Genomic DNA, 26,048 nt, shown 5'->3' on the forward strand with positions numbered 1-26,048 from the left:
GCTGTCCTCGGTGGGGGTGGAGGTCGGAACCGGCCCGGGATCCGGCTGAGAGAGCGCTCTCGCAGAGGATGGCGTCAGCAGCCATGGCTGTCAAGAGAGCGATTTCCCTAAGGAATCTGATCTGCTGCGAAGCAGGCATATGCGCAGATGACGGCCGTCATTGCCCTCCGGCTGGCGAAAGAGAGCGCTCTCTGATCTCTTGACGGACGGGTCCCGGCGGGCGACATTGACCCCACCAGAGGCAGGCGCCCCGCGCCTGCTCCCACCCCCGCTCTGGAGGTCCCCGCCATGACCCCACCGAGACGTCCCCGCCTCTGGCGACGGTCGGCCCTCGCCGTGCTCGCCGCCGCGCTCCCGGCCATGACCGCCACCGTGATCGCCACCACCGTGGCCGCGCCGACGGCCGGCGCGTCCGTCCCGCCGCCCCCGGACGGCTGGAGCCTGGTCTGGAGCGACGACTTCAACGGCTCCGCCGGGCAGCTCCCCTCGTCGGCGAACTGGATCATCGACACCGGCCACGGCTACCCGGGCGGCCCCGGCAACTGGGGCACCGGCGAGATCCAGCGCTACACCGCCGACCCCGCCAACGTCAGCCTGGACGGCGGCGGCAACCTGCGGATCACCCCGATCAAGAGCTCCTCGGGCGAGTGGACGTCGGCCCGCATCGAGACCCAGCGCACGAACTTCAAGCCCGCCGACGGCCGCGTCCTGCGCATCGAGGGGCGCATCCAGATGCCGAACGTCACCGGGAACCAGGCCCTCGGCTACTGGCCGGCGTTCTGGGCCCTCGGCTCCCCGTACCGGGGCAACTACCAGAACTGGCCGGCGATCGGCGAGTTCGACATCATGGAGAACGTCAACGGGATCAACTCCGTCTGGGGCGTCCTGCACTGCGGCGTCAACCCCGGCGGGGCCTGCAACGAGACCAACGGGATCGGCGCCAACCGCGCCTGCCCCGGCTCGTCCTGCCAGTCGGCGATGCACACCTACCGCTTCGAGTGGGACCGCAGCGTCAGCCCGAACCAGCTGCGCTGGTACGTGGACGGCCAGCAGTTCCACAGCATCGGCCAGAACCAGCTCGACGCCACGACGTGGTCGAACATGACGAGCCACGCCGGCTACTTCCTGCTGCTCAACGTGGCCATGGGCGGCGGCTTCCCCAACGGCGTCGCCGGGTTCGGCACGCCGACCGCCGACACCGTCTCGGGACGTCCGATGGTCGTCGACTACGTCGCGGTCTGGCAGAGCGGAGGCGGCACCACCACCCCGCCCCCGACGGGCGGCGGGGTCGACGCCCGCTCGACCATCCAGGCGGAGAGCTACCAGGCGCAGTCGGGCACCCAGCTGGAGAGCACGACCGACAGCGGAGGCGGCCAGGACGTCGGCTACATCAACAACGGCAACTGGCTGCGCTACGACAACGTCGACTTCGGCGGCACCCCGGCCACGCAGTTCAAGGCCCGGGTCGCCTCCGGCGCGCCGGCGGGGGTCAGCGGCCTGGTGCAGGCGCGGCTGGACAGCCCGACCGGGCAGGTGCTCGGCGAGTTCGCCGTCGCGAACACCGGCGGCTGGCAGAGCTGGCGGACGGTGCCCGCCAACATGTCCGCGGTGACCGGTAAGCACACCGTCTACATCACCTTCAGCAGCGGCCAGCCGGCCGACTTCGTCAACCTCAACTGGTTCACCTTCGCCAGCTGACGGACACCAGCGCCCGCCGCCGCCCTCCCTGCGGGCCGGCGGCGGGCCCATCGCGATCACGCCCTCCTCAACGGCCGGGCTCCGGCCGTCGAGGAGGGCGGCGCCGAGGACGGAGAGGTGATGCGGGACGCGGTTGGCGTCCCGGCGCGAGGTGAGGAGCCCGGCGCGGCGCCCAGATCTCCGCGGCGGCGAGCGGATCGCGGAGGGCCGGGCAGATCAGGAGCACGGCGGCGCCCGGGTCGCGGGTGGGCCCGTACACCAGGGGACGGCGGCGGCAGAAGAGGGAGGGCGCCGGTCCCCTCACTGGTCGGCCCCGTCCGGCGACCGAGGCGCCACCGGATACGGCCCCCGGGTCGCGCAAGGGCGGTCCGGTGTCGGATCATTGCCCGATCGGCACCATGATCGGTCGGTGGAAGGGGGTCCGGGGCTCAGGTGTCAGGTCATGTGCTCGCCGGCCGGTACCGCCTCGGGGAGCGGCTCGGCAGCGGCGGGATGGGGACGGTCTGGTCGGCCGTGGACGAGACGCTGCACCGCACCGTGGCGGTCAAGGAGATCGTCTTCCCGGACGTCCTCACCGCGGACGAGCGCCGGGTGGCGACCGACCGGGCGCAGCGGGAGGCGCGGGCGGCGGCGCTGATCGACCATCCCGGCGTCATCACCGTCCACGACGTGGTGATCGAGGACGAGCGGCCGTGGATCGTCATGGAGCTGGTGCGCGGCGCCTCCCTGGCCGAGGTGATCCGGCGCGACGGCCCCTGCCCGCCCGCCGCGGCCGCCCGGATCGGCCTGGCGCTGCTGGACGCGCTCGGCGCGGCGCACGCCCGGGGCATCGTCCACCGGGACGTGAAGCCCGGCAACGTGCTGCTCGCCGAGGACGGCCGGGTCGTCCTGACCGACTTCGGGATCGCGAGCATCGAGGCCGACCCCGCCCTGACCCGCACCGGGACGTTCGTCGGCTCGCCCGGATACACCGCCCCCGAGCGGCTGCGCGAGCAGCCGGGCGGTCCCGAGTCCGACCTCTGGTCGCTCGGGGCGACCCTCTACGCGGCGGTCGAGGGCCGGCCGCCCTTCGAGCGGGACGGCCCGATGGCGGTGCTGGGCGCCGTGCTGGCCGAGGAACCGGCGCCGCCGCGGCAGGCCGGGCACCTTGCGCCACTGCTGTGGCAGCTCCTTCGGAAGGCCCCGTCCGCACGGCCGGGAATGGAGGACGTGCGGCGGGCTCTGTGGAATGTGTCCGCCGGAAGACCGACCGGTCTCCCCGAGCCGATGCCCGTCCCGCCCATTCCCGGGCAGACGGGATCACGTCGAATATGGATGCCCATCGCGGCGGGCGCCACCCTGGTCACGATCGGCGTTCTGCTCGTGGGCGTCATCGCCGCGAACTCCTCCGATGGCGAGACCGGGAGAAGCGGCAATCCGGCGCGATCGCAGTCGTCCACACCGGAGGCGGCGGCACCCGTCACGACTCCGCCTCCGAGTACGCCGCCCGGCCTCGACCTGTGCGGCCTGCTCACGAAGCAGCAGGTGAGCCGCCTGATACCGGGCGAGGAGCCGGAGGTGGAGAAAGACGGGAAATCCTGCGGATGGGCGGCGCCCAAACGCGGATTCGCGATCACCGACCTCGGCCGCACCACCGTCGACGGTCCCCCGCGATCCGCCGTCGAGGCGCACAACAAGTATGTGAGCACCAAGAACGCGGCCACACCCGGAATCCATTACTGGGGATGGCCCGAGATCGACGTCAATCACGTGAAGGCGCGGCAGACCGGGGCCCGCACCCTCGACGGCATAGGGGACGAGGCGTTCGCCTACACGTCCACAGGACTGTCGAAGTCCATGGACATTTCCGGGGTCGTGCTCCGGGTGAAGAACACGGTGCTGAGAGTCGAGCTGATGTACGAGCGCGGCACCGCGTCCCCCGGCGAGGCCCGTGAGGCCGCACGCTGGGTCGCGCGAGCGGCGGCGGCGCCATGACCGCGCCGGTCCGGACGCTCGCCGGGCGGTACAGGCTCGTCCAGCGCCTCGGCGCGGGCGGCATGGGCGTGGTCTGGCGCGCCCGCGACGAGCGCATCGGCCGGGACGTGGCCGTCAAGGAGCTGCTGCTCCCCGACCATCTGAGCGCCGAGCAGCGCGACCACGCCGCTCAGCGCGCCCTGCGCGAGGCGAGGGCGGCCGCCCTCCTCCAGCACAGGTCGATCGTCACCGTGCACGACGTCGTCGTGGACGAGGGCCGGCCGTGCATCGTCATGGACCTGCTTCCCGGCCGTTCCCTCGACGCGGTGCTCGCCGACGACGGCCCGCTCCCGCCCGACCGGGTGGCGCGCATCGGGTTGGAGATCCTCGGCGCCCTCCGCGCAGCCCATGCCCGGGGCATCCTGCACAGGGACGTCAAGCCCGCCAACATCTTCCTCCGCGAGGACGGGGTCGCGGTCCTCACCGATTTCGGCATCGCGGCGCTGGAGGGCGAGGCCACGCTCACACGACCGGGTTCGCTGATCGGGTCGCCGTCCTACATGGCGCCCGAGCGCGCGCGGCACGACACCGGCGGCCCCGCCTCCGACCTGTGGTCACTGGGGGCGACGCTCTACGCCCTGACCGAGGGCCGCTCCCCGTTCGCCCGGAGCACCGTGATGGGCACGCTCGGAGCCGTCCTGACCGACGAGCCGGACCCGCCGCGTGCGGCCGGGCCGCTCGCCCCGCTGCTGGGGCGCCTCCTCGTCAAAGACCCCGGGGCGCGCCTGAGCGCGGAAGAGGCCGAGGCGTACCTGCGCGCTCTGGTGGCGGGCGAACGCACCGGCCCGCTCCCGTCGGCCCCGCCCCCGACGCCGCACTCAGCCAATGCCGGGTACCCCACCCTCCCCGCCCACTCGCCGAGGACCGGCCGCCCCTGGTTCCTCCTTGCCCTGGCCGTCGCCGTGGCGACGGCGGCGGTCATGGCGGCCATCGTGATCATCACCACCCGCGGCCAGGACGAGCCGTCCTCCCCCGTCCCGCGAGCGAAAGCGTCCGCGGGCACGGCGGGACCGACCCCGTTCGCGTCCGCGCCCGCCCCCTGCGGCCTCATCAGCGCGGAACAGGCGACGCGGCTGGTGCGCACCTTCCACAACCACGGCGACGAAAGCCCCGACTCGTCCACCGGACGGCCGCGCAAGAACTGCGTCTGGCAGACCTCCGCACTGGCGGACGGGGACGAGCGGCTCACCCTCACCCTCCGTACCGCGGACACCGCCGGCGACGCCCGCCGCCTTCTCGCCGAGGAGCAGGGCAACGCCACCGAGCAGGTCGCACCGCTCCCCGAGCTGGGCGACGGGGCCTTCACCACCTTCGGCCCGGACGGCGACTCGGTCATCTGGTTCCACGTCGACAACCTGGTGGCCGAGATCCAGTACGGCACGAAGCGAGATCAGCAGGACGAACTGGCCCGCCAGGCCGCGGCCTGGACCCGCACATCCCTCGAACACTCCTGACCCCGCCGAGACGGCTTTCGCGGGTTTTCATGCGCGACCGTTCGTCTGCGCAGGTGAGCGGGCCCGTTCGTGAAAGGCCGCGGACATCGTTGACGAATCGAAGCGCTTCGATCAGCCTCCAGTCAGATCCAAGGAGGTTGTGCATGCCCATGCGAAGAACGATCGGCGGGGCCGTCGCGGCCGTGGTGGCGGCGCTGGCCCTGGTCGCCTCGATGGTGGCGGTGGTGGCCGCCGTCGCGGTCCGTCCGGCGGCGGCCGCCGAGACGTACACCTGGAAGAACGTGCGGATCGACGGGGGCGGGTTCGTGCCCGGCATCGTCTTCAGCCGCAAGGAGAAGAACCTGGTCTACGCCCGCACCGACATCGGTGGGGCCTATCGGTGGGACCAGTCGGCCGGGCGGTGGGTTCCGCTGCTGGACTGGGTCGGCTGGGACAAGTGGGGCTACAACGGCGTCATCAGCCTCGCCGCCGATCCGGTGGACGCCGATCGGGTCTATGCGGCCGTCGGGATGTACACCAATGGCTGGGACCCCAATAACGGGGCCGTGCTGCGGTCGGCCGATCGCGGCAAGACATGGCAGGCGACCGAGCTGCCGTTCAAACTGGGCGGCAACATGCCCGGGCGGGGCATGGGCGAGCGGCTCGCGGTGGATCCGAATGACGACCGGGTGCTCTATATGGGCACGTCCGAGGGGCATGGGCTTTGGCGGAGCACCGACCGGGGTGTGACGTGGGCGAAGGTGAGCAGCTTCACCAATCCCGGCGACTACTCCGACAATCCGAGCGACACGACCGGATATGGAAATCACCGGCCCGGTGTCGTGTGGGTGACGTTCGACGAGAGCAGCGGGACGGCCGGCACGCCGAGCAGGACGATTTACGTGGGCGTGGCGGATAAGGAGAACACCGTCTACCGCAGCACGGACGCGGGTGCGACGTGGGAGCGCGTGCCGGGGCAGCCGACTGGGTACATCGCGCACAAGGGTGTGCTCGACGCCGCGAATCACGTGCTCTACATCGCCACGAGCGACACGTCCGGCCCCTATGACGGTGGCAAGGGCGACGTGTGGAAGTTCGATACGCGGTCGGGTGTGTGGACGCAGATCAGCCCCATTCCGTCCAGCAGTTCGGACGACTACTTCGGCTACAGCGGCCTGACGATCGACCGGCAGCGTCCCGGGACGCTGATGGTGGCCACGCAGGTGTCCTGGTGGCCCGACATGATCATGTGGCGGAGCACGGACGGCGGCGCGTCCTGGACCCGCATCTGGGACTGGACGAGCTACCCGAACCGCAGTTTCCGCTACACCCAGGACATCTCCAGCGTGCCCTGGCTGACGTTCGGGACCAATCCGTCGCCGCCGGAAGTCACCCCGAAGCTCGGCTGGATGAACGAGTCGGTGGAGATCGACCCGTTCAATTCGGACCGGCTGATGTACGGAACGGGCGCGACCGTCTATGGCACCGAGAACCTCACCCAGTGGGACGCGGGCGGCCAGATCGCGATCAAGCCGATGGTGAAGGGGCTGGAGGAGACCGCAGTCCTGGACCTGATCAGTCCGCCGTCCGGGGCGCCGCTGGTCAGCGGGCTCGGCGACATCGGCGGGTTCCGGCACACCGATCTCGGAGCCGTTCCGCCGGCGATGTTCACCCAGCCCGTTTTCACCAGCACCACGAGCCTCGACTATGCCGAGGGCAAGCCGAGCGTGATGGTGCGGGCGGGCAGCTTCACCGATTCGGACCGTCCCAACGACAGCCATGTCGCGTTCTCGACCGACGGCGGGGCCACCTGGTTCCAAGGGACGGAGCCCGGCGGCGTCAACAACGGCGGCACCGTCGCGGCGGCGGCGGACGGAAGCCGGTTCGTGTGGGCGCCGGGTGACAGCGGCCAGCAGGTCGTCTACTCGGTCGGGTTCGGCACTGGCTGGAGCCAGTCGTCCGGCGTTCCCGCGAACGCGATCGTCGAGTCGGACCGGGTGAACGCGAGCAAGTTCTACGCGTTCTCCGGAGGCAGGTTCTACGTCAGCACGAACGGCGGGCAGTCGTTCTCGGCGACGGCGGCGTCCGGGCTGCCGTCCAGCGGTGTCCATTTCAAGGCGGTGCCCGGCACGGAGGGCGACATCTGGCTCGCGGGCGGCACCGGGCTGTTCCACTCGACCGATTCCGGCGCGAGTTTCAGCAAGGCGGCCGGCATTTCCAAGGCGGTGAACGTCGGGTTCGGGAAGGCCGCTCCGGGCGCGGGCTACTCCGCGGTCTACCTCGTCGGGACGGTCGGCGGCACGACCGGGCTGTTCCGGTCGAACGACGCGGGCGGCACCTGGACGCGCATCAACGACGACCAGCACCAGTACGGCAACGCGGGCGAGGCGCTCACCGGTGATCCCCGCGTCTACGGCCGCGTCTACCTCGGCACGAACGGGCGGGGCATCGTCTACGGGGACACCTCCGACACCACGCCCCCGACGAGTCCGCCGGTCACCAGCGACCCGCCGACCACCGAACCGCCGTCCGATGGCGGCTGCACGGCCGTCTACAGGACGACCGGGTCGTGGGGAGGCGGCTTCCAGGGCGAGGTCACCGTCAAGAACACCGGGACGGCGGCGATCAACGCGTGGAGGGCGTCCTGGACGTTCGGCGGCGGCCAGACCGTCTCGCAGTTCTGGGGCGCCAAGGTGACGCAGGACGGCGCGTCGGTCAGCGCGGCCAACGAATCCTGGAACGGCGCGCTCGCGCCCGGCGCGAGCAGCACGTTCGGGTTCATCGGCACGGGGACGCCCGAGACCGTCACTCCCGCCTGCGGCGGCGAGTGACGCGCGGGGGCGGGGCGGTCTCGCGCTCCCGCCCCGCCCCCGCCTCGGCGTCCCTGTCAGGCTCCGCCCACGAGGGTCGCCTCGGAGACGGGCGCCTCGGGGAAGCCGGGGCGGGCGGGAAGGTCGGGGAAGGGAGCGCCGAGCAGGCGCAGCAGCGGCGCGGCCTTGACCGCGGTCTCCTCGAACTCGGCGGCCGGGTCGGACAGCGCGGTGATGGCGCCGCCGATGCCGAACTCGACGCGTCCGGCGGACGCCGAGGCGACGGCCGTGCGGATCACGATGCTGAAATCGGCCGCCCCGGACAGCGAGAAGTAGCCGATGGCCCCGGAGTACACGCCGCGCGGCCCCTCCTCCAGCCGGTCGATGATCTGCATGGTGCGGATCTTCGGCGCCCCCGTCATCGAGCCGCCGGGGAACGCCGCCCGCACGCACCGCACCGCCGAGACGTCCGGCCGGAGCCGGGCCCGGACGGTGCTCACCAGCTGGTGGACGGTCGTGTAGCTCTCCACGTCGAAGATCGGGTCGACGGTGACCGACCCGGCCTCGGCGACTCCCCCGAGATCGTGCCGGACGAGATCGACGATCATCAGGTTCTCGGCGCGGTCCTTGGCGCTCCGCGCGAGGTCCGCGCGCAGCCGCCGGTCCTCGGACGGGTCGGGCGAGCGCGGCCGGGTGCCCTTGATCGGCTTCGACTCGGCCTCCCCGTCCGCCGACACCCGCAGGAAGCGCTCGGGCGAGGAACTCAGCACCGACAGGTCGCCGAACCGCAGCAGGGCCCCGAACGGCACCGGGTCGCTCCGCCGGAGGCGGCGGTAGAGGTCCCACGGGTCCGCGCGCACGGCGGCCGTGAGCATGTTGGTCAGGCAGACCTCGTAGGTCTCCCCGGCGATGATCTCCCGCCGGGATTCGGCGATCTTGCCGAGGTAGGCGCGGCGTCCGTGCCGCAGCGTCAGCCCGGACGCCCCGGACGTCCCGGACGTCCCGGACGATCCGGCGATCGGGGCGGGTGCGTCGGGGACGGGCAGGTCGGCCAGGCGCGCTTCCGTCTCGTCCAGCCAGGACACCGCCGCACGTTCGTCGTCCGCCGGGCACAGCGCCAGAAGGTGGACGGCTCCCTCCACGTGATCGAACGCCACGGCCCGGTCGGCGAAGACCATGGCGGCGTCGGGGTGCGGGGAGCGGTGCGTCCGGGAGCCCCCGGTCTCGGCCTTGAGCTCGTAGCCGAGGTATCCCACCCAGCCGAGGGAGAAGCCGAACGGGAGGTCCGGGGCCTCCGCCGCGTGGGCGCGCACGTCGGCGTCGATCCAGTCGAAGAAGGACGTGCGCTCGATCCGCTCCCGTCCGCTCGCCGACTCGACGGTCAGATCACCCGTGGCCACGTCGAAGGCGGCGAACCGCGCCAGCGGGCCGCCGGCGTCCCCCATGAACGAGAACCGTCCGCCGTGCTCGCCGGTCCGGCTGCTGTCCAGCCAGAACGCCCGGTCGGACGAGGCGAACAGCGCATCGAAGACGTCCTCGGCCACCGCCGGCGCGCCCAGCCGCCGCGCGACCACCCTGAACGCCTTCGCCCGCGCCCGCGCCTCCGCCGCGGCGCCACCGCGACGCGGCGCCGCGCCGACGGGGCCGCTCTGCTCCAGGAAGTTCGCGATGATGCGCCGCCCATGGTCCGTGCACACCGATTCCGGGTGGAACTGGACGCCCCAGATCGGCCGGCGCCGGTGCCGGACGCCCATCAGAACCCCGTCGGACGTCCACGCCACCGCCTCCAGCTCCGGCGGCAGCTCCTCCACGACCAGGGAGTGGTACCGGACGGCCGAGAACGGCGACGGCACACCCCGGAACAGCCCTTCCCCCGTGTGCTCGACCCACGAGGGCAGCCCGTGCCGAACCTCCGGAGCGGGCACGACGCGCGCACCCAGGACATGGCAGATCCCCTGGTGCCCGAGGCACACCCCGAGCAGCGGAATCCGGGCGTGCCTGATCACGTCCGCGCAGATCCCGAAGTCCTCGGCCCGCTCCGGTGAGCCGGGGCCGGGCGAGATGACGGCGTTGTCGAACGGCTCCAGCAGCCCCGGGGTCCACTCGGCCTCGTCATTGCGCAGGACGACGGGCTCGGCCCCGGCTTCCGCCACGTACTGGACGAGATTGTGCGTGAACGAGTCGTAGTTGTCGATGATCAGGGTCTGCACGGGCGCTCACTGGAATGGCTGGCGGACGCGGTCGTTCGGCGTGACCGGTATACGGCGAAACGGTACCCGGCTCACCGGTCCCGTCCGTCACCCTCCTCGCGTATGGGAAGCGTCGAGGTCGGCGGCGATGGCGTATGGACGGCGTCAAGACGGGAGGGCGCGGCATCGCGAACGGGCACGGCCTGGGAGAATGGGGGCATGGCCAGGGGGCAGCTCCGCGTCTACCTGGGGGCCGCCCCCGGCGTGGGGAAGACGTACGCGATGCTGTCGGAGGCCCGGCGGCGCAGCGAGCGCGGCACCGATGTCGTCGTCGGATTCGTCGAGACGCATGATCGTCCGCGCACCGAAGCGCTGCTGGACGGCCTGGAGGTCGTCCCGCGCAGGACGCTCACGTACCGGGGCGCGCAGTTCACCGAGCTGGACGTCGCGGCGGTGATCGAGCGGGCGCCGGCGGTGGTCCTGGTCGACGAGCTGGCGCACACGAACGTCCCCGGCGGCGGCCACGCGAAGCGGTGGCAGGACGTCGAGGAGATCCGGGACGCCGGGATCGACGTCATCTCGACCGTGAACGTCCAGCATCTGGAGTCGGTCAACGACGTGGTCGAGCAGATCACCGGGGTGGTGCAGCGGGAGACCGTCCCGGACGAGGTGGTCCGCCGCGCCGACCAGGTCGAGCTGGTCGACATGGCGCCGGAGGCGCTGCGGCGGCGGATGGCGCACGGCAACGTGTACCGGCCCGAGAAGGTCGACGCGGCCCTGTCGAACTACTTCCGGGTCGGCAACCTGACGGCGCTGCGGGAGCTGGCCCTGCTGTGGCTGGCCGGCAAGGTCGACGACCAGCTCGACCGGTACCGCGCCGACCACGGCATCGGCGGGACGTGGGAGGCGCGCGAGCGGATCGTCGTCGCGCTGACCGGCGGCCCGGAGGGCGACACGCTGCTGCGCCGCGCCACCCGCATCGCGGCCCGGTCCAAGGGCGCCGACCTGCTCGCCGTGCACGTCGCCCGCGGCGACGGGCTGGCGGGCGCGCGGCCGGGCGACCTCGCCCGGCAGCGGCAGATCGTGGAGGGGCTCGGCGGCACCTACCACCAGGTCGTCGGCGACGACGTACCGCGCGCGCTGCTGGACTTCGCGCGCGGCGCGAACGCGACGCAGCTGGTGCTGGGGGTGTCGCGGCGCGGACGGTTCGCGCAACTGCTGCGGCCCGGCATCGGGGTGACGACGACGGCCCGGTCCGGCTCGATCGACGTGCACATGGTCACACACGACCAGGCCCGGCGCGGCGTCGCGCGGCCGGGGCGGCAGCAGGGGCTGCCGGTGAGCCGCCGGGTCGGCGGGTTCCTGCTGGCGCTGGCGGGCCTGCCGCTGCTGACGTTCGGGCTGCTGGAGGCCCGTCCGGCGATCTCGCTGCCGTCCGACATCCTGTTCTTCCTGGCGGCGGTGGTCGCGATCGCGCTGGTCGGCGGGATGCGCGCGGCGCTGTTCACCGCGGTCGCCGGGTTCCTGCTGCTGAACTGGTTCTTCACCCCGCCCGTGCACCGGTTCACCGTCGCCGCCGAGGAGAACCTCCTCGCGCTGGCGGTGTTCGTGCTGGTCGGGATGGGGGTGAGCGTGGTCGTGGACCGTGCCGCGCGCCGGTCCCGGGAGGCGGCGCGGCTGGGCGCGGAGGCGGAGGTCCTGTCGACGCTGGCGGGGGACGTCCTGCGCGGCGAGCACGCCCTGGACGCGGTGCTCGGCCGGCTCCGCGAGACGTTCGGGCTGGCGTCGGTCACGCTGCTGGAGCGCCCGTCGGCGGAGGACGACTGGCGGATCGTCGCGACCGTCGGGGGCCGCCCCTGCGGGACGCCCGGCGACGGCGACGCCGAGATCCCGGTCGGGGACGATCTGACGCTGGCCGTCCGGGGCCGTCCGATGCCGGCCGGGGACCGGCGCGTCCTGGAGGCGTTCGCGGTGCAGGCGGCGGGCGCGCTGCGGCAGCAGCGGCTGCGGGCCGAGGCCGAGCGGGCGCGCCCGCTGGAGGCCGCCGACCGGATGCGCACCGCCCTGCTCAACGCGGTCAGCCACGACCTGCGCACGCCGCTGGCCTCGGCGAAGGCCGCGGTGGACAGCCTCACCGGCACCTCGATCGCCTGGACGGACGAGGAGCGCGCCGAACTGCTCGACACGGCGCGGCAGTCCCTGGACCGGCTCGACCGGCTGGTGGCGAACCTGCTCGACATGAGCCGGCTGCAGGCGGGCGTCCTCGGCATCGCCGCCCGCCCGCTGGCGCTGGACGAGGTCGTCCCGCGCGCCCTGGACAACCTGGACGACCTCGGCGGCGGCGAGGCGTCGGTGCGGCTCGACCCGGCGCTGCCGGAGGTGTCGGCCGACCCGGCCCTGCTCGAACGGGTGCTCGTCAACCTCATCGCGAACGCGCTGCGGCACAGCCCGCCGGGCGAGCCGGTGCTGATCACCGCGGGCGCGATCCGGGACCGGGTGGAGCTGCGGATCGCCGACCGCGGCACCGGCATCCCGCCCGGCGAGCGGGAGCGGGCGTTCCTGCCGTTCCAGCGGCTCGGCGACCGCGACAACCACACCGGCGTCGGCCTCGGGCTCGCGCTGGCGCGCGGGCTGACCGAGGCGATGGGCGGTGCGCTGATCCCCGAGGACACCCCGGGCGGCGGCCTCACCATGATCGTGTCGCTCCCCGTGCACCGGAAGGAGGCGCCGTGACGCGCGTGCTCGTCGTCGACGACGAACCGCAGCTGCTGCGGGCGCTGCGGATCAACCTGCGCGCCCGCGACTACGAGGTGGAGGTCGCCGCCGACGGCACCACCGCGCTGCGGCGGGCCGGCTCGTGGCATCCCGACCTGGTCGTCCTCGACCTGGGGCTGCCCGATCTGGAGGGCATCGAGGTGATCCACGGGCTGCGCGGCTGGACGGAGGTCCCGATCATCGTCCTGTCGGGGCGGGCGGGCAGCGGCGACAAGGTGGAGGCGCTGGAGGCCGGTGCCGACGACTACGTCACCAAGCCGTTCGACATCGAGGAGCTGGTCGCGCGCATCCGCGCCGTGTCGCGCCGGGTCCCGTCCGCCGACGCGGTCGTGCCCGTGGAGGTGGGCGGGCACACCGTCGATCTGGCGGCGAAGACGGTGTCGGGCGGTGTGCACCTGACGCCGACGGAATGGCGGCTGCTGGACGTCCTGCTCCGCAATCCCGGCAAGCTCGTCTCCCAGCAGCAGTTGCTCACCACGGTGTGGGGCCCTTCGTACCGGACGGAGACGCACTATCTGCGGCAGTACATGGCCCAGTTGCGGCGCAAGCTGGAGACGGACCCGTCCCACCCCCGGCACCTGCTGACGGAACCGGGAATGGGCTACCGCTACCAGCCCTAGCCCGCCTCACCCCGCGTTGATCTGCGGCGTGTTGTTGTTATGAGAGCCCTCATAACAACAACACGCCGCAGGTCAACGGAGCTGGTGAACGTTTTCTAGCGGGCTGGGAACGCTTGGTCCAGGGCTAGGTTGAGCTTCAGCACGTTGACGGCCGGCTCTCCCATGAAGCCGAGGGCGCGGCCGGTCGTGTTCCGCTGGACGAGCCGCTCGACGCGCGCGGCCGGAACGCCGCGCGCGGCGGCGACCCGCTTGACCTGGAGGTCGGCGTAGGCCGGGGAGATGTGCGGGTCCAGGCCGCTGCCGCTCGCCGTGACCGCGTCCGGCGGGACGGCGGGGTCGGCCGGAGCGTCGCCCCGGAGGGGGACGATCAGTCCGGTGGAGTGGTCGTCGCCGGGCCGGGCCAGGTCGACCTTGACGCCCTTGTAGGACGCGATGAACGGCGCCTTCACCGTGCCCTGCGCCTCGTTCACGCTGACGACGCGGGTCGGGTGCGGGACCGTCCCGTCCGGGGCGCGGTGCCCGAAGACCGCCAGCACCGCGCCGACGCCGCCGGGCGTGCAGTACGGGCGGGCGCCGCTGACCCCGTTGAACTCGCCGATCGCCTTGCTGCGCTCGCAGACCAGGGTGAGCAGGCTCGCCCGGCCGCCGGGCAGCGTGTCGACGACGTCCTCGGGGCCGAGGTTGCTCGCGCCCGAGGCGGTCGGGTCGTAGTCGCCGGCGGACGGGCGGCTCTGGAAGTACCGCCGCAGCGGCTCGCCGTCCTTGCCGGTGAACGACTGGCCGATGAGCGCGCTGCCGACCGTCCGGCCGTTCGCGGTGATCAGCGAACCGTCGGCGCGGTCGTGCAGGCCGGGCAGGCGGCCGACCGCGAACACGGCCAGCGGGTAGAGGACGCCGAGCAGCACGGTCAGCGCGAGCAGGGCCCGCACGGCGGCCAGATGCACTCGGATCCAGGTGGGAAACCGCATGTCACGCCACCCCCGGAAGGAACTGGACGAGCAGGTCGATGATCTTGATGCCAGCGAAGGGGGCGACGAGGCCGCCGAGCCCGTACACGCCGAGGTTGCGGGACAGCAGCCGGGACGCGCCGCCCGGCCGGTAGGGCACCCCGCGCAGGGCGAGCGGGATCAGCGCGACGATGACCAGGGCGTTGAACACGACCGCGGCGAGGATCGCCGACTGCGGGCTGTGCAGCCGCATGATGTTCAGCGCGTCCAGCCCCGGATACAGGCCCGCGAACAGCGCCGGGATGATCGCGAAGTACTTGGCGATGTCGTTGGCGATCGAGAACGTGGTCAGCGCGCCCCGCGTGATGAGCAGTTGCTTGCCGATCTCCACGATCTCGATGAGCTTGGTCGGGTCGGAGTCGAGGTCGACCATGTTCCCCGCCTCCTTCGCCGCGGACGTGCCGGTGTTCATCGCGACCCCGACGTCGGCCTGCGCGAGGGCGGGCGCGTCGTTGGTGCCGTCCCCGGTCATCGCGACGAGCCGGCCGCCGTCCTGCTCCCGCCTGATCAGCGCGAGCTTGTCCTCGGGGCGGGCCTCGGCGAGGTAGTCGTCCACCCCGGCCTCGTCGGCGATCGCCTTCGCGGTCAGCGGGTTGTCGCCGGTGATCATCACTGTGCGGATGCCCATCCGGCGCATCTCATCGAACCGCTCCCGCATGCCGTTCTTCACGACGTCCTTCAGGTGGACGACGCCGAGGACGCGCGCCGCGCCGCCCGACCGCTCCCCCACGACGAGCGGGGTGCCGCCGGACGCGGCGATGCCGTCCACGATCGCGGCCAGGTCGGACGGGACCGCGCCGCCCTGCTCGCGCACCCACGCGGCGACCGCGCCGGCCGCGCCCTTGCGGAGCGCCCGTTCCGGGTCGTCGAGGTCGACGCCGCTCATCCGGGTCTGGGCGCTGAACGGCACCCAGGTCGCGTGGGCCAGCTCGCCGGGGGTGCGTTCGCGCAGGCCGTAGCGCTGCTTGGCGAACACGACGACCGAGCGCCCCTCCGGGGTCTCGTCCGCCAGGCTGGACAGCTGCGCCGCGTCGGCCAGAGCGTCCTCCTGCACGCCCGCGACCGGGAGGAACGCGGCCGCCTGCCGGTCGCCGAGGGTGATCGTGCCGGTCTTGTCGAGCAGGAGCGTGCCGACGTCGCCGGCGGCCTCGACCGCGCGTCCGCTCATCGCGAGGACGTTGCGCTGGACGAGCCGGTCCATGCCCGCGATGCCGATCGCCGACAGCAGCGCCCCGATCGTCGTCGGGATCAGGCAGACGAGCAGCGACACCAGCACGATGCCCGTCACGCCGTGCGAACCGAGGGCGGGGCCGCCGGGGACGCCGGGGTTGGCGTCCTTGGCGTAGACCGCCATGGGCTGGAGCGTCGCGACCGCCAGCAGGAACACGATGGTGAGCGCGGCGAGCAGGATGTTGAGCGCGATCTCGTTGGGCGTCTTCTGCCGGCTCGCGCCCTCCACGAGCGCGATCATCCGGTCGACGAACGACCGGCCCGGCTCCTGGGTGATCTCGACGACGATCCGGTCGGACAGCACCCGCGTCCCGCCGGTCACCGCGGACCGGTCGCCGCCGGACTCGCGGATCACCGGGGCGGACTCGCCGGTGATCGCCGACTCGTCCACGCTCGCGATGCCCTCGACCACGTCGCCGTCGCCCGGGATGACCTCCCCGGCCTCGACCACGACGCGGTCGCCGCGGCGGAGGTCGGGCGCCGGGACCCTCTCCTCCGGGACGCCCGGACGGCCGGTGAGGCGGCGCGCGACGACATCGGTCTTGGCCTTGCGCAGCGAGTCGGCCTGCGCCTTGCCGCGTCCCTCCGCCACCGCCTCCGCCAGGTTCGCGAAGAGGACGGTCAGCCAGAGCCAGGCGACGATCAGCCACCCGAACACGGTCGGGTCGAGGGCGGCGAGGACGGTCGTCCACGCCGCGCCGATCTCGACGATGAACATGACGGGGTTGCGCCACAGGGTGCGCGGGTCGAGTTTCCGGACCGCGTCCGGCAGCGACCGGAGCAGTTGCCGGGGGTCCATCATCGGCGTGGTCACGAGCGGATCCCTTCGGCGAGCGGGCCGAGCGCGAGCGCGGGGAGGAAGGTCAGCGCGACGAGGACGACCGTGACGCCGACGACCATTCCGACGAACTGCGGGCGGTGGGTCGGGAGCGTCCCGGCCGACTCGGGGACGGCGCCCTGCCGTGCCAGCGACCCGGCCAGCGCGAGGACGAACACGATCGGCAGGAACCGGCCGAACGCCATGCACAGCCCGAGCGCCGTGTCGTAGAAGACGGTGTTCACGGTCAGGCCGGCGAACGCCGACCCGTTGTTGTTGGACGCCGACGTGAACGCGTAGAGGACCTCGCTGAACCCGTGCGGGCCGGCGTTGAGCATTCCGGCGCGCCCGTCCGGCAGCGCGATCGCGACCGCCGTCCCGGTCAGCACGAGCATCGGGGTCGCCAGGAAGTACATCGCCGCGAACTTGATCTCGCGTGAGCCGATCTTCTTTCCGAGGTACTCGGGGGTCCGGCCGACCATCAGCCCCGCGACGAACACCGTGATCACGGCCAGGACCAGCATCCCGTACAGGCCGGAGCCGACGCCGCCGGGCGCGACCTCGCCCAGCATCATGTTGAGCATCGTCATCATCCCGCCGAGGCTCGTGTAGGAGTCGTGGAAGGAGTCGACGGCGCCGGTGGACGTCAGCGTGGTCGCGCCCGCGAACGTCGCCGAGTTCGCGACGCCGAACCGGGTCTCCACGCCCTCCGTCGCCGCGCCGGCGGCGGTCGGCACCGTCCCGTGGTGCGCGAGCTGGAACGCGTTGACCAGGGAGACGCTGATGAGCGCGATCGTGCCCATCGCCGCGAGGATCGCGTAGCCCTGCCGGTTCTGCCCGACGAGGCGGCCGAACGTCCGGCACAGCGCGATCGGGATCAGCAGGATGAGGAAGATCTCCAGCCAGTTCGTCCAGGACGCCGCGTTCTCGAACGGGTGCGCGGAGTTGGCGTTGTAGAAGCCGCCGCCGTTGGTGCCGAGCTCCTTGACGACCTCCTGGCTCGCGACGGGCCCGCCGGGGATGTGCTGCGTCCCGCCGGTGAGGGTGCCCGCGGTGTGTCCGCCGCCGAAGTTCTGCACCAGCCCGCCCGCGATGAGCAGGACCGCGCCGGCGAAGGCGATGGGCAGCAGGATCCGCAGGCAGGTGCGGGTCAGGTCGACCCAGAAGTTGCCGAGGCGGTCGGTCCTCTTCCGCGCGAACCCGCGGATCAGCGCGACCGCCACGGACATGCCCACGGCGGCGGACACGAAGTTCTGCACGGCGAGCCCCGACATCTGCACCAGGTGGCCCATCGTCGACTCGCCGGAGTACGACTGCCAGTTGGTGTTGGTGACGAAGCTGACCGCCGTGTTCCACGCCTGGTCCGGCTTGACCGGGCCGAAGCCGAGGCTCAGCAGGAGGTGGTTCTGCAGGCGCTGCAGGCCGTACAGGAAGAGGACGCCGGCCGCCGAGAACGCGAGGACGCCGCGGGCGTAGGCGCCCCAGGTCTGCTCCGCGTCCGGGTCGGCGCCCACGACCTTGTAGACGGCGCGTTCGGCCCTGCCGTGCTCCGGACGGCTGTAAACGCGATACATGTAATCGCCGAGCGGCCGGTAAACCACGGCCAGGGCGAATACCAGGGACCCGATGAAAAGGATCCCCGCCACGGTTGTGCTCATTCAGAAACGCTCCGGGAACAGCAGTGCCGCGACCAGGAAGAGGATCAGTGCCACCGCCAGGGCCAGCCCGACGGCGTTCTCCGCGGTCACAGCTTCTCCACGCCCTTCACCAGCAGGCCGAGCAGGGCGAACACCGCCACTGTCAGCAGCACGAAGGCCAGGTCGTCCACGATCGGCGCCCCCATCGAATCCCCGGCACCTTTTCCGGCCGGACGAATCCGACGATATGGATGAATTTGCGGCACACCGCCGGTCGCTACGCGTTATTGACACCGCCCCAGCCGATCCTGACGCCGCCCTGACGCCGTGCTAGCGCGAGGGGGGTTCAGGTCCAGGTGAGGCGGTCGGTGAGGAGGGCCTGCTGGGCCGGGTTGTCGGTGAGGGACAGGGCGCGGCGGTCGGCGGTGTGGGCCTCGCGCTCGCGGCCGAGGTCGCGCAGGAGTTCGGCGCGGGTGGCGTGGTACAGGTGGTGGCCGTCCAGGTCACGCGCGAGCGGGGCCAGTTCGTCCAGGGCGGCCTGCGGGCCCCGGACGTAGCGGAGCGCGATGGCGCGGTGCAGGCGGACGACCGGTGTCCGCGTCATGCCGAGCAGCATGTCGTAGAGGACGAGGATCTGCGTCCAGTCGGTGTCGTCCCAGGTGGGGGCCTCCGCATGGCACGCGACGATCGCGGCCTGCAGCTGGTACGGGCCGGGCCGGTGCATCGCGGCGGCGCGTTCGAGCAGCCGGACGGCGTCCTTGATCGCGTCGCGGTCCCACCGGGTGCGGTCCTGGTCGCGCAGCAGCACGAGGCCGCCGCCGGCGTCGAACCGGGCGGCGGTGCGCGCCTGGTGCAGCCGGATCAGCGCCGCCAGGCCGAGCACCTCGGGCCGGCGGGGCATCAGCCAGGCGAGGCTCTCGGCGAGCCACTGCGCGTCGTCGGCCAGGTCGCGGGCGTGCGGACGGTCGCCGCCGCTCGTCAGGTACCCCTCGTTGAACAGCAGGTACACGACGGCGAGGACCTGGTTCACGCGCTCGTGCAGCTCGTCGTCCGGCGGGATCCGGTACGGGATGCCCGCGTCGGTGATCTTGCGCTTGGCGCGGGTGATGCGCTGCGCGACCGTCGTCTCCGGGACGAGGAACGCGGCCGCGATCTGCCCGGTCGTCAGCCCGCACACGGTCCGCAGCGTCAGCGCGACCTGGGCGGGCACGGGCAGCGCCGGATGGCAGCAGGTGAAGATCAGCTTGAGCCGGTCGTCGGGCTCGCCGGGCACCGGCCACTGGAGCCGGGCCAGCTTCTCCCGGTAGTTGGCCCGGCGGCGCAGCAGGTCGATGCCGCGCCGGCGGGCGGTGGTGAGCAGCCAGGCGTCCGGATGGTCCGGGATGCCCTCGGCGGGCCAGCGTTTCAGGGCCGTCTCGACGGCGTCCTGCATGACGTCCTCGGCGGCGGAGAAGTCGCCGAGCGTCCTGATCAGGGACGCCGTGAGCCGGCCCGCGTGCTCGCGCAGCACGCGGGTCAGCTCGGCGTGCACCCGGTCGCAGTGAGCGGGATCCACGGGGCCCGGCCCTCAGCTGAGCGGGCGGATCTCGATCACCGGGCAGGCGGGCCAGTCGCGGGCGACCGCGAGCGCCTCGTCCAGGTCGGCGACCTCGAGTTCGGCGTAGCCGCTGACGACCTCCTTGCCCTCGACGAACGGGCCGTCGGTGAGCAGCGGCTCCGCCCCGTCCAGGCGCATGGTGGTGGCCGTGTGCGCGGGCTGCAGATGGCCGTGGTGGGTGATCTGCGCGGCGTGCCGGGAGAACCACTCGGCGACCCGCTCGTAGGCGTCCTGGCGCTCGCCGTCGCTCATCGCGGCCACCTCCTTGGCGTACTCCTCGGTCTCGACGAACATGAGCACGTACTTCATGGGTGCCTCCTCCTCAGCTCGCGGGCAGCGGCGCGTACAGGTCGACGCCGTTGCCGTCCGGGTCGAGGACGGTCGCGTACCGCATGCCCCAGAACGCGTCGAAGGGCTCCTTGACTCCGGCGTACCCCGCCTCGGTCAGCTCGGTGTACTTGGCGTCCACGTCCGCCGGGGACGGGGCCTGGAACGCGAGGAAGGTGCGGGGGCTGCCGGACGGCTTCGTCCACCCGTCGACCCTGGGGGCGCGGAAGCCCTCGGTGTCGAGCATCAGGTGCAGGCCGCCGGGCAGGTCGCAGCCCGCGTGGTCGGGGTAGGCGGCGTCGACCTTGAACTCGATGCCGAGGCGGCGGTAGAAGGCGGCGGCGGCGTCGATGTCGGACACCAGGATGTCGATCACGTTCATCGTCAGGTCCATGACCTGCTCCCTTCGATGGCCCCGGTGGCGGGGCTGCCGGCTGTTCTCACCTCCTAGACGAACGGCCGGCGGCCCGATCCGACACCTCCCCCGAAAATCCGGAGATACGGCGGTCGGGGTTTGCGGACGAGCCCGCGGAAGGCGTCCACCGGGGGCGGCGGGCCGAACCGGTTCTCCTCCGGCCGCCACCGGGAGGTGGACACGGCACCCGGTTCGGGTAGGTCCGGGCCTTATCGTTGCCGCGCGCATGGCGGGCCGCAAGGCAGAATCCTCATGTGGCGAAGAAATGTCCGTGCGGTGTCGGCGCCCGGTACCCGGAGTGCTGCGGACGGTTGCACCGGGGCGGGGCGGCGGCAGCGACGGCCGGGGAGCTGATGCGGTCGCGGTTCAGCGCGTTCGCCGTCCGGGACGAGGCGTACCTTCTGCGGACGTGGCATCCGGCGACCCGCCCGGAGCGGATCGGGTTCGAGGACGGCACGCGCTGGACGCGGCTGGAGATCGTCCGGGAGGAGAACGGCGGCCCGGACGACGAGAAGGGCGTCGTGGAATTCCGCGCCCACTACCTGGACGGCTCGGGTCCCGGGGAATTGCACGAGGTCAGCCGGTTCGTCCGGCAGGACGGCGACTGGGTCTACGTCCGAGGCAAGATCATCGACTCGGGCCCGGCCTGAGCCGCCGCACGCACCGGGCGAGGAGGACGAGCAGCAGTGCCGGGGCGACGAAGACGGCCGCGCGCAGCGTGGTGAGGTCGGCGAGCGTCCCGAGCACGAGCGGGGCGGTGCCGATCGCCACCCCGGACGCGAGCGCGCAGCGCGCGGCGGCCCGGACCGGCTGCTCCGGCCACGCGCCGAGCGCCTGCCCGAGGATCACCGGGTAGAGCAGCGCCACGCCGAGCCCGGCGACCAGCAGGCCGGCGACGGCGAGCGGGGCGGGCGACGTCCACAGGACCGCGAACCCGGCGACGCCGACGAGCGCGGCCGCCGCGAGCAGCCGGTCGGGGCGGCCGCCGCGCCGGACGGCCGGCCCGGCGGCGGCCCGGCCGGCGGCCATGCCGAGCACGAACGCGGCCGACAGCGTCGCCGCGGCCCCGGAGCCGAGCCCCTTCACCTCGCCGAGGAAGTCGGCGGCCCAGAAGACCATGCAGAACTCGACGCCCACGGCGAGGACGAGATCGAGCCATCTGCGGCGGAACGCCGGCGGTGCGGTCCGCCCCGGCCCGGCAGCGGCCGGGGCGGCCTCGGGGGTCCCCGCCGCGGCCGGGCGGCCGACGGCGATCAGGACGGCGGCCACGGCCAGCGGCGGGACCGCGAACGCCGCCCGCCATCCGAGGCCGTGCGCGAGCGAGGCGCCGATCAGGATCGGCGAGAGCACGGACGCCGCGCTGGAGACCGCGTTCGCCACCCCGATCTGGACCGTTCCGCCGTCCGTGTGCGCGGCCCGCAGCGCCGCCGGGACGAGCTGCACGAGCCCCGCGCCGCCGAGCCCGAGGACCAGCGCGCCGAGGCCCGCGCCGAGGCGGCCGCCGCCGGCGGCCATGACGCAGGCGCCGGTCACGAGCGCGGCGAGGGCGGCGGGCGGCCCGAGGCGGCCGAGCCGGGCCGCCGCCCAGTGCCCGGCGAACCCGACGATCACGAGGCCGAGCGCGAAGGCGGACGGGTAGAGGGCGACCTCGCCGCGCGGCAGCCCGCGCTCCTCCCGCAGCTCCGGCAGGATCGCGCCGAGCCCGGTCAGCAGGTAGCCGAGGCACCCGAACATCGCGTACAGGCCGGCCGTCCCGGACGCCCGCCGCAGCGTCCTCGCCTCGCTCACCGTCGCTCGCCCATCACGGCCTCCACCATTATCCTCGTCCAACGAGCATAATTTGGACGGGCCAGGATGTCACCATGCAGCCGAAGACCGCGCACTCCGCCCGGGCGCTGCGCAGCCAGGGCGCGCTGGCGGTGCTCCGGTACGTCCACGCGCATCCGCCGGCGACGCGCGCGGACGCGTCCCGCGCGCTGGGGCTGAGCAGCGGGTCCGCCACCGAGATCACGAGCCGCCTGAAGGCGGCCCGGCTCCTCGACGAGGACGCGCCGCCCCGCACCGGCGGACGCGGGCGCCCGTCGCCGTCGCTCATCCCGCACCCGGACGGGCCGCTGGTCTGCGTGGTCGACATCAGCCACGAGGCGTGGCGGGTCGCGGCCGTCGAACTGGGCGGCGGGGTCCTGACCGAGTCCGATGGGCGCCACACCGGCTCGCCCGACGTCATCGGGCCGCTGGCCGAGCGGGTCGCCGCGCTCCACGCCCGCCACGGGCGGCGGCTCCGCGCGGTGTCCGCGTGCGTCGCGGGGACGGTCAGCGGGACGACGGTCGTCCAGGCGTCCGGGATGGGGTGGCGCGACGTCTCCCTGGAACCGCTCAAACCCGCCGGAATCCCGCTGCTCGTCGGCAACGACGCGTCGCTCGCCGGGCTGGCCGAGGCGCGGCGCGGCGCCGGGGCGGGCTCGCGGGTCGTCCTGCACCTGACCGTGGAGGTCGGCGTCGGCGGCATCCTCGTCGTGGACGGGCGTCCGGTGGACGGCGCGACGGGCGCGGGCGGCGAGTTCGGCCACATGCCGTTCGGCGACCCCGCCCGCGCATGCCCCTGCGGCGCCCGCGGCTGCTGGGACCTGGAGGTCGACGGGCGTGCCATGTCCCGCGCCCTGCACCGTCCCGCGCCCCGCGACCCGCGCACGGCCGCCGAGGAGATCATCGCGTCGGCGGCGTCCGACCCGGCGGCCCGCGCGGCCGTCGCGGCCGCGGCCCGCGCGCTGGGACGCGGCATGGGCGCCCTGGTCAACGCGCTCGACCCGGACGCCGTGACGCTCTCCGGCCTGGCCCACCAGCTGATCGAGACCGCGCCCGCGGCGCTGAACGAGGGCTACACGGCCGCGCTGATGCGCTACCGCCGCGCGGCCCCGCCGCCCGTCCTCCCGTCGGCGCTCGGCCCGGGAGGCCCGCTGGCGGGCGCCGCCGACGCCGCGTTCGACGTCCTCCTCACCGAAGAGGGCCTGGAAGCCTGGTCCGGTGCTTAGGCCCGGCGCCACTCCGGCACGGCACCGGCCTCGTGGAGGCAGAAGTCGGGGGCGCCTTCGAGGGCCTTCTCCTCGCCGCCCGGCGTGTACGTCACGATGAGCCGGAGCGGACGCCACGTCGTGTTGTACGTCGAGTGCCAGACGCCCTTCGGGATGTGGACGGCGTCGCCCTCCCTGATCGGGAACGGCTCCCCGTCGTCCACCATCTGCGTCGCCTCACCGGAGATGACGTAGATGACCTCTTCGGCGTTCGGATGGTTGTGCCGCGCGTGCCCCTTGCCCGGGTTGACGATCACCTCCCCGAGCGTGCTGCCCGCACCCTCGACACTCGACGGGGTGACGAACCACTTGATGGACCCCCAGTCGAAGGACATCGTCGTGACGTCACCGGGATTGACCAGCATTCACAGCTCCAGGTTCTTGAAGGCGGCGACCTGCTCGGTGATGGCCCGCTCGGTCGGCAGCCGCTCGACCGACGAGGCGCCGAAGAAGCCGACGACGCCCTCCGTCCGGGACAGGACGTAGGCGGCGTCGTCCGGCTCGGCGATGGGACCGCCGTGGCACAGCACGAGGATGTCGGGCCGCACGGCGGCCGCCGCGTCCCGCATGGCCTGCACCCGCTCGACGGCCTCGTCCAGCGTCAGGGCGGTGCCCGCGCCGATGCTGCCCTTCGTCGTCAGCCCCACATGCGGGACGAGGACGTCGGCGCCGGCCTCCGCCATCGCGCGCGCCTGGTGCTCGTCGAAGACGTAGGGGGCGGTGACGAGGCCGCGCTGATGGGCGAGGCGCACCATCTCGACCTCCAGGTCGTAGCCCATGCCGGTCTCTTCGATGTTCTGCCGGAACACCCCGTCGTAGAGCCCCACGGTCGGGAAGTTCTGCACGCCCGCGAACCCCATGGCCTTCAACTGGTCGAGGAACACGGGCATCACCCGGAAGGGGTCGGTGCCGCACACCCCGGCCAGCACGGGCGTGCTCTTCACGACCGGCAGGACCTCGGACGCCATCTCCACCACGATCTGGTTGGCGTCCCCGTAGGGCAGCAGCCCGGCCAGCGAGCCCCGCCCCGCCATCCGGTACCGGCCGGAGTTGTAGATGATGATCAGATCGACCCCGCCGGCCTCCGCGCACTTGGCCGACAGCCCCGTGCCGGCCCCCGCGCCGATGATCGGCTTGCCCTCCTCGACGGCGTTCCGCAGCCGGAACAGGACGGTGTCGCGGTTCACTGCGCTCCCCCCGAGATCATCCGGTGCAGCCGGTCGGCCATCGCGCGGCCGAACGCCGGATCGTTGATGTTCATGTCGAGCCTCTCCGTCTCCACGGCGCCCTCCAGGGCCGCGAAGCACGCCTCGTCCGCCTCCGGGTCGTGGAACGGCATGCCCGGCGCGTCCAGCGCGGACACCCCGCCGAGCGGCAGGAACAGCACGGTCGGGCCGCTCGCGCCCCGCAGCTTCTCAGCGATCCGCCGCCCGAGTTCGGCCATCTCCTCCCGGGTCGTCCGCATCAGCGTCACGGTCGGGTTGTGGACGTACAGGGTGCGTCCCCCGAACCGCTCGGGGACCGTTTCGAGCGGCCCGAAGTTGACCATGTCCAGCGCCCCCGGCGCCACGACCTGCGGAACCCCGAGGCGCCCGGCCGCGGTGAGCCGCTCGGGCCCGGCCGACAGGACGCCGCCGACCAGGTCGTCCGCCAGCTCGGTCGTCGTCAGGTCGAGCACCCCGGCCAGCAGGCCGCTCTCCACGAGCCCTTCGAGGGCCCGTCCGCCGGCCCCGGTCGCGTGGAAGACGAGCACCTCGTAGCCCAGGTCGTCCAGCCGCTCCCGCGCGGCGTCCACGGCCGGGGTCGTGACGCCGAACATGGACGCCCCGACCAGCGGCCGCTCATCGACCGCGGGCGCCGTCCGCGCCTCCTCGTAGGCCTTCGCCATGCCAACGGCCGCGCCCGCCGCGTTCCCGAGGATGAGCCGGGACACCCGGTTGACGCCGGCGATGTCGACGACGCTGTACATCAGGGTCACGTCCTTGGCGCCCACGTAGGGCGAGACGTCCCCGGACGCCATCGTCGACACGATGACCTTCGGCAGCCCGATGGGCAGATCCCGCACGGCCCGGGCCGCGATGGAGGACCCGCCGCTGCCTCCCACGGCGAGCACGGCGTCGACCCGCTCCAGCCCCGCCAGCACGACCGCCGCGCCCTCACCCATGGCGGTGACGGCGGCGCCCCGGTCACCCGCGTCCCGCAGGGCGCTCAGCGAAGCGCCCCCGGCACGCGCGACGTCCTCGGCGGAGACATCGGCCTCGATCTCGGCCGCCCCGACCCCCGCGTCCACGAGCACGACCTCGCACCCGAGCTCCCGCACCCGCTCCCGAAGCCAGGCGTACTCCGCGCCCTTGGTATCAAGCGTCCCCACGAGAACCACAGTCGCCATGAACGATCATTTCCCACCCC

General features: G+C 73.0%; 20 protein-coding genes. 8 read left to right on the forward strand and 12 right to left on the reverse strand.

Going from position 1 to position 26,048, the window contains the following annotated elements; genetic code table 11:
- Positions 1-288 precede the first annotated feature (288 nt).
- The 4 genes from ABFX46_RS07125 to ABFX46_RS07140 all read left to right on the forward strand — a co-directional run bounded on the left by ABFX46_RS07125 (position 289) and on the right by ABFX46_RS07140 (position 7,975).
- Positions 289-1,698 (forward strand): glycoside hydrolase family 16 protein, encoded by a 1,410-nt coding sequence (locus ABFX46_RS07125; protein ID WP_346040528.1) that lies wholly within the window; start codon positions 289-291, stop codon positions 1,696-1,698.
- A gap of 432 nt (positions 1,699-2,130) precedes the next feature.
- Positions 2,131-3,672, forward strand: coding sequence for a serine/threonine-protein kinase (locus tag ABFX46_RS07130; RefSeq protein WP_346040529.1), 1,542 nt, complete (start codon positions 2,131-2,133; stop codon positions 3,670-3,672).
- Positions 3,669-5,165, forward strand: a complete 1,497-nt coding sequence (locus tag ABFX46_RS07135) for a serine/threonine-protein kinase (RefSeq protein WP_346040530.1) — start codon at positions 3,669-3,671, stop codon at positions 5,163-5,165. The genes ABFX46_RS07130 and ABFX46_RS07135 overlap by 4 nt, the downstream gene beginning before the upstream one ends.
- Before the next feature lie 149 nt (positions 5,166-5,314).
- Positions 5,315-7,975: a cellulose binding domain-containing protein gene (locus tag ABFX46_RS07140; RefSeq protein WP_428831224.1), complete on the forward strand. Its 2,661-nt coding sequence runs from the start codon at positions 5,315-5,317 to the stop codon at positions 7,973-7,975.
- A 56-nt stretch (positions 7,976-8,031) separates the two neighbouring features.
- Here the strand turns inward: ABFX46_RS07140 and pabB are convergent, their stop codons facing one another.
- Positions 8,032-10,164 carry an aminodeoxychorismate synthase component I gene (gene pabB, locus ABFX46_RS07145; RefSeq protein ID WP_346040532.1) on the reverse strand — a complete coding sequence of 711 codons (2,133 nt, stop codon included), beginning with the start codon at positions 10,162-10,164 and terminating at the stop codon, positions 8,032-8,034.
- Between the two features lie 198 nt (positions 10,165-10,362).
- Between pabB and ABFX46_RS07150 the strand changes: the two genes are divergently transcribed.
- Together ABFX46_RS07150 and ABFX46_RS07155 are read left to right on the forward strand one after the other, a co-directional pair.
- Entirely contained in the window at positions 10,363-12,876 is a 2,514-nt protein-coding gene (locus ABFX46_RS07150) for a DUF4118 domain-containing protein (RefSeq protein ID WP_346040533.1), read from the forward strand.
- The gene (locus ABFX46_RS07155; protein WP_346040534.1) at positions 12,873-13,538 is read left to right on the forward strand and encodes a response regulator; all 666 of its coding nucleotides are present in this window, start codon (positions 12,873-12,875) and stop codon (positions 13,536-13,538) included. The genes ABFX46_RS07150 and ABFX46_RS07155 overlap by 4 nt, the downstream gene beginning before the upstream one ends.
- Before the next feature lie 95 nt (positions 13,539-13,633).
- Here the strand turns inward: ABFX46_RS07155 and ABFX46_RS07160 are convergent, their stop codons facing one another.
- The 7 genes from ABFX46_RS07160 to ABFX46_RS07190 all read right to left on the reverse strand — a co-directional run bounded on the left by ABFX46_RS07160 (position 13,634) and on the right by ABFX46_RS07190 (position 20,547).
- Positions 13,634-14,506, reverse strand: coding sequence for a potassium-transporting ATPase subunit C (locus ABFX46_RS07160; protein ID WP_346040535.1), 873 nt, complete (start codon positions 14,504-14,506; stop codon positions 13,634-13,636).
- Between the two features lies 1 nt (position 14,507).
- On the reverse strand, positions 14,508-16,577 hold the full coding sequence (gene kdpB, locus ABFX46_RS07165; RefSeq protein WP_346040699.1) for a potassium-transporting ATPase subunit KdpB: 2,070 nt from the start codon (positions 16,575-16,577) through the stop codon (positions 14,508-14,510).
- 8 nt (positions 16,578-16,585) lie between these two features.
- Positions 16,586-18,250 carry a potassium-transporting ATPase subunit KdpA gene (gene kdpA, locus ABFX46_RS07170; protein ID WP_346040536.1) on the reverse strand — a complete coding sequence of 555 codons (1,665 nt, stop codon included), beginning with the start codon at positions 18,248-18,250 and terminating at the stop codon, positions 16,586-16,588.
- Positions 18,251-18,340, reverse strand: a complete 90-nt coding sequence (kdpF, locus tag ABFX46_RS07175; protein ID WP_346040537.1) for a K(+)-transporting ATPase subunit F — start codon at positions 18,338-18,340, stop codon at positions 18,251-18,253.
- Positions 18,341-18,575: 235 nt separating this feature from the next.
- Positions 18,576-19,784 (reverse strand): RNA polymerase sigma factor, encoded by a 1,209-nt coding sequence (locus tag ABFX46_RS07180; RefSeq protein ID WP_346040538.1) that lies wholly within the window; start codon positions 19,782-19,784, stop codon positions 18,576-18,578.
- 12 nt (positions 19,785-19,796) lie between these two features.
- Positions 19,797-20,135 (reverse strand): YciI family protein, encoded by a 339-nt coding sequence (locus ABFX46_RS07185; RefSeq protein WP_346040539.1) that lies wholly within the window; start codon positions 20,133-20,135, stop codon positions 19,797-19,799.
- A gap of 13 nt (positions 20,136-20,148) precedes the next feature.
- Complete coding sequence (locus ABFX46_RS07190) at positions 20,149-20,547, reverse strand: VOC family protein (RefSeq protein ID WP_346040540.1); 399 nt, start codon at positions 20,545-20,547, stop codon at positions 20,149-20,151.
- 275 nt (positions 20,548-20,822) lie between these two features.
- Here ABFX46_RS07190 and ABFX46_RS07195 point away from each other — a divergent pair, with 275 nt between their 5' ends.
- Positions 20,823-21,218 carry a YchJ family protein gene (locus ABFX46_RS07195; protein WP_346040541.1) on the forward strand — a complete coding sequence of 132 codons (396 nt, stop codon included), beginning with the start codon at positions 20,823-20,825 and terminating at the stop codon, positions 21,216-21,218.
- On the opposite strand, the gene ABFX46_RS07200 is transcribed toward ABFX46_RS07195, so the two are convergent.
- Positions 21,196-22,356, reverse strand: a complete 1,161-nt coding sequence (locus ABFX46_RS07200) for an MFS transporter (protein WP_346040542.1) — start codon at positions 22,354-22,356, stop codon at positions 21,196-21,198. The two genes, ABFX46_RS07195 and ABFX46_RS07200, sit on opposite strands and share 23 nt — an antisense overlap.
- 74 nt (positions 22,357-22,430) lie before the next feature.
- Between ABFX46_RS07200 and ABFX46_RS07205 the strand changes: the two genes are divergently transcribed.
- Complete coding sequence (locus tag ABFX46_RS07205; protein WP_346040543.1) at positions 22,431-23,600, forward strand: ROK family transcriptional regulator; 1,170 nt, start codon at positions 22,431-22,433, stop codon at positions 23,598-23,600.
- On the opposite strand, the gene ABFX46_RS07210 is transcribed toward ABFX46_RS07205, so the two are convergent.
- The 3 genes from ABFX46_RS07210 to ABFX46_RS07220 are packed head-to-tail and all read right to left on the reverse strand — an operon-like array spanning position 23,597 to position 26,028.
- Entirely contained in the window at positions 23,597-24,004 is a 408-nt protein-coding gene (locus ABFX46_RS07210; protein ID WP_346040544.1) for a cupin domain-containing protein, read from the reverse strand. The two genes, ABFX46_RS07205 and ABFX46_RS07210, sit on opposite strands and share 4 nt — an antisense overlap.
- Positions 24,005-24,826: a phosphoenolpyruvate hydrolase family protein gene (locus ABFX46_RS07215; protein ID WP_346040545.1), complete on the reverse strand. Its 822-nt coding sequence runs from the start codon at positions 24,824-24,826 to the stop codon at positions 24,005-24,007. It abuts the gene before it with no gap.
- Positions 24,823-26,028 (reverse strand): Tm-1-like ATP-binding domain-containing protein, encoded by a 1,206-nt coding sequence (locus tag ABFX46_RS07220; protein WP_346040546.1) that lies wholly within the window; start codon positions 26,026-26,028, stop codon positions 24,823-24,825. Before ABFX46_RS07220 ends, ABFX46_RS07215 begins: the two co-directional genes overlap by 4 nt.
- Positions 26,029-26,048 lie beyond the last annotated feature (20 nt).

The organism is Actinomadura chokoriensis (assembly GCF_039529475.1).
Classification (GTDB): Bacteria; Actinomycetota; Actinomycetes; order Streptosporangiales; family Streptosporangiaceae; genus Spirillospora; species Spirillospora bangladeshensis.